Origin of the sequence: Limnofasciculus baicalensis BBK-W-15, assembly GCF_024178385.1 — a bacterium.
Lineage (GTDB): Bacteria > Cyanobacteriota > Cyanobacteriia > Cyanobacteriales > Coleofasciculaceae > Limnofasciculus > Limnofasciculus baicalensis.
The window spans coordinates 1-3625 of sequence record NZ_JAMZMM010000495.1 but is presented as its reverse complement, the minus strand read 5'-3'; the positions used below and the strand labels follow the sequence as shown (position 1 = coordinate 3625).

The 3625-nt window shown below is 42.5% G+C and carries 3 protein-coding genes; 1 reads left to right on the top strand and 2 read right to left on the bottom strand.

Going from position 1 to position 3625, the window contains the following annotated elements:
• Positions 1-295 precede the first annotated feature (295 nt).
• A complete protein-coding gene (locus NJ959_RS27170) occupies positions 296-1471 on the bottom strand; it encodes a cysteine desulfurase family protein (RefSeq protein ID WP_254014883.1) in 1176 nt (391 codons plus the stop codon).
• 246 nt (positions 1472-1717) lie between these two features.
• On the opposite strand from NJ959_RS27170, the gene NJ959_RS27165 reads away from it, so the two are divergent.
• The gene (locus NJ959_RS27165; protein WP_254014882.1) at positions 1718-2569 is read left to right on the top strand and encodes a M48 family metallopeptidase; all 852 of its coding nucleotides are present in this window, start codon (positions 1718-1720) and stop codon (positions 2567-2569) included.
• On the opposite strand, the gene NJ959_RS27160 is transcribed toward NJ959_RS27165, so the two are convergent.
• The gene (locus NJ959_RS27160; protein ID WP_254014881.1) at positions 2564-3313 is read right to left on the bottom strand and encodes a metallophosphoesterase family protein; all 750 of its coding nucleotides are present in this window, start codon (positions 3311-3313) and stop codon (positions 2564-2566) included. The genes NJ959_RS27165 and NJ959_RS27160 overlap by 6 nt on opposite strands.
• Positions 3314-3625: the final 312 nt, after the last annotated feature.

The window sequence follows — 3625 nt, the reverse complement described above, 5'->3', positions numbered from 1 at the left end:
TAAACCATTATGAGATTTATTAGTCCAAAAACCGATTTTGCCTTCAAGAAAATATATCGAACCACCAGATTACAACAACTCTTATACAAGTTATATGTGTTATAGCTTATTAGTCCATTTCAATGGACTTAAGCTATTAGACAGGGATTTTAATCCCTGGCGGGTTTTCGGAGTGACTGAGAATTGTAAAAGTTATGATTTCCATCCAACCCATAACCTATATAATAGTCAACAAAACATTAACAACAAACAACCAACAACCAACAACAAACAACCAACAACAAACAACTAACAACTAACAACAAACAACTAACTCTGGCATTAATCGTTTTAAAACCTGCTTGAGTACCATCGCTGTCCAATCTACATCCGCTTCAGTCGTATCTCTTCCCAGAGTTAAGCGAATCCCTCCTAATGCCTCCGATTCACTGTAGCCCATCGCCAATAAAATCGGACTAGGGCTAAGTTTACCACTGTGGCAAGCTGAACCTCCACTAATACCAATTCCGGCTAAATTCATTTGGCGGACTATGGTTTTGCCTGTTATTTTATTAATATTTGGCAGATCGATATTATCAGTAATCGAGAAACTAACATGATGGGGTAAGCGGTACAATCTAGAACCAGTAGGCTTTAAGTTAGGTGTATCTGCGAGTAGATCAAATAATCGATCGCGCAATCCCATTAATCTCGGTGTTTCTGTTACTATTTCTCCTGCTGCTAATTCGGCTGCCACACCAAATCCGACAATTGTTGCCACTGCTTGCGTGCCGGAACGAAGTCCTGATTCTTGTCCTCCACCTAACAATAACGGTACTAATTCTACACCACTGCGAACATATAATGCCCCTGCCCCTTGGACACCATAAATTTTATGGCTAGACATGGATAGCAAATCTACAGGTAACTGCTGAACATCTATAGGTAATCGTCCAGCAACTTGAACAGCATCAATGTGGAAAATAATACCACTATCCCGAACTATCTTACCCAAAGTTTCAATCGGTTGCAGCGTACCAACTTCACTTTGGCCATAGATAATTGAAACTAAAACCGTATTCGGTTGCAAAGCATTCTCTAAATCCTTGGGATTAACTCTTCCCTCCCTATCCACAGGTAACCGCGTCACTTGCCAACCCCAACTTTCTAGTAATTTCGCGGGTTCAGCTACCGCTGAATGCTCGATACTGGAAATAATAATATGTTGCGGCGTTTGATAACGTCGGGCAACCCCCATAATCGCTAAATTATCAGCTTCAGTCCCGCCAGAAGTGAAGATAATGGAGTCAGATGGGGCGTTAATTAGTCCTGCTACTTGCATTCTCGCCTGTTCCACAACCATAGCAGATCTTTGTCCCCACTCGTGCAAGCTCGAAGGATTACCCCATTGTTGTTGTAGGATATCGTGTACAGCAGTAATAACTTCTGTTCGTGGCGGTGTGGTAGCACTGTAATCTAGATAAATTTGCATGATAAATCTGGTTATATCAGAAGGGGCGACGGACTATCTATAGTTCCAGGATAGGGCTTTTCAGCACTTATGGGAGTGGTGGGTAATCGACAAAAGGGAAATCTTAAGTCTTAACTCTTCACTATATCGGAAATTTAGATGTCGAACAGCCTAGTAAAATTAGGCAGTACATGGCAACTTTATCTGTGTAATTAACGTCTACCTCTCCAGCTTGCCAAAGCTACAGTTAACTCACACCACTTACCCATGTTTAATCCTCTTACTTTTCTATCCCGTCATTCTCGACGGAGAATATTCTATCCCTTAGTTTCTTTTGTTTTAACTCTGAGTCTTGTCATTAGCATCCCTCAAGTTACTCAAGCACGCTCGTTGTTCGATATAATTTTTCAAGGGATTCAGATTATTCAGCTTTCTAATATTTCCGATCGCCAAGAAGTCGCAATCGGCAAACAGATTAACGAGCAATTGGTTAATAATCAATTTCAGATCTATGACAATTCCCAGATTAACCGCTATGTAAATGATATTGGGCAGCGGTTGGTCAAACAAAGCAAACGTCCCAATATTTCCTATACTTTTCAGGTAGTAGACGATCAAGCTATTAACGCAGCAGCAACCATGGGCGGCTTTATCTATGTTAATCGCGGGTTAATTGCCGCCGCTGATAATGAAGCACAGTTAGCCAGCGTTATTGCTCACGAAATTGGTCATATTGCAGCGCGTCATGCAATTCAACAAATGCGCCAAACTGCGATTGCCAGAGGTTTAGCTGTTGCCGCAGGAGTAGATCGCAATACCCTGGTCAATATTGGCGTAGAATTAGCATTTAAGTTGCCCAACAGTCGTAAGGATGAGCTTGAAGCGGATAAATTAGGACTGGAAACTTTACAGAAATCTGGTTATGCTCAATCAGCTATGGTTGAGTTTATGAAAAAACTCCTCAACTCAGGAGGATCAAGCCCTACAATTTTAAGTAGCCATCCCGCTACATCGGATCGCATTACCGCGTTAAACCAATCCATCGATCCAGCCAGAGCTAATATAGGTGATGGCTTAAATAATAGTGCCTACAAAACTAAAATTCGCCCGCTTCTATAATTTCAGCATGGAACGACGCGGGAATAGCTGTGAAGGCTCCACCCGCGTCACTGCTTTCTCCAAAGACATTTTCCGTACCTTACGATCGAAGGCATGGACTTGGTAAATTAGGGAGTTAGTCAAATCTAATCCCGTCAACCAACCACTCTTAGGATGATAAGCTCCTGTATCAATATCCAGCCAACCTCTACCTTGCGCTATTTTCCCTGGCGCTACTCCTGGTAAAGTAAAGGTAATAGTATGACCAGTAATAATCGTCTTAGTGGGGAAATAAGGTTCCTCCATCCCGTGAAATTCTTCCCTAATCCAGCAAAACTGTTCACTAGTTTGCTTCTCAATTGGTAGGCGCGGATGGACACCCGCATGAACTAACCAAAAATCTCCCAAATCCAGATGAGTTGGTAAAGTTCGCATCCAATCCATGTGATCTTGGGAAATACCCTCCTCCCCATAACTATTAACAGTACTGTAACCACCACTATAGAGCCAAGCTTGCAGAGCGGAACCCTTGATATTACCTTGCCCTAAAATTTCTAACACCATTTGCTCATGATTGCCCAACAAGCAAGTATAACCGCTTTGCTTGACAAATTCGACCACCTGTGCGCTCTTCGGTCCCCGGTCAATCAAGTCTCCAAGAAAATAAACTCGATCTTCCTCAGAGGGAGCGATCGCATTCAATAATGTCATTAGGGTATCGTAGTGCCCATGCACGTCACCTATAACGATCCTACGGTGAGTCATAAAAATCCTTCTATGTTGGAAATCCCATTTCTTTAGACTGGGGATGAAAACAAGTTAGCGGTTTTAACCGCTTACCCCTTTCGGGGTGGAGGGGTATGGTTGCCCCTCCGATAGAGATATGGTTGTCTCCAGTGAGTTTCAATAGCACAAACTGCGTAACCAAAAGCCGAGGCATACTTACTTTTTTTAGTATGCCTGACTACTTGTCACGCGATGCAATGCAGGAATAATCTATTGTCTATTAATAGAAACACCACCTATCTACCCTATTCCGGGCTGTAGGACAAATTAGTGAGAGAGTAGGGGATAGAG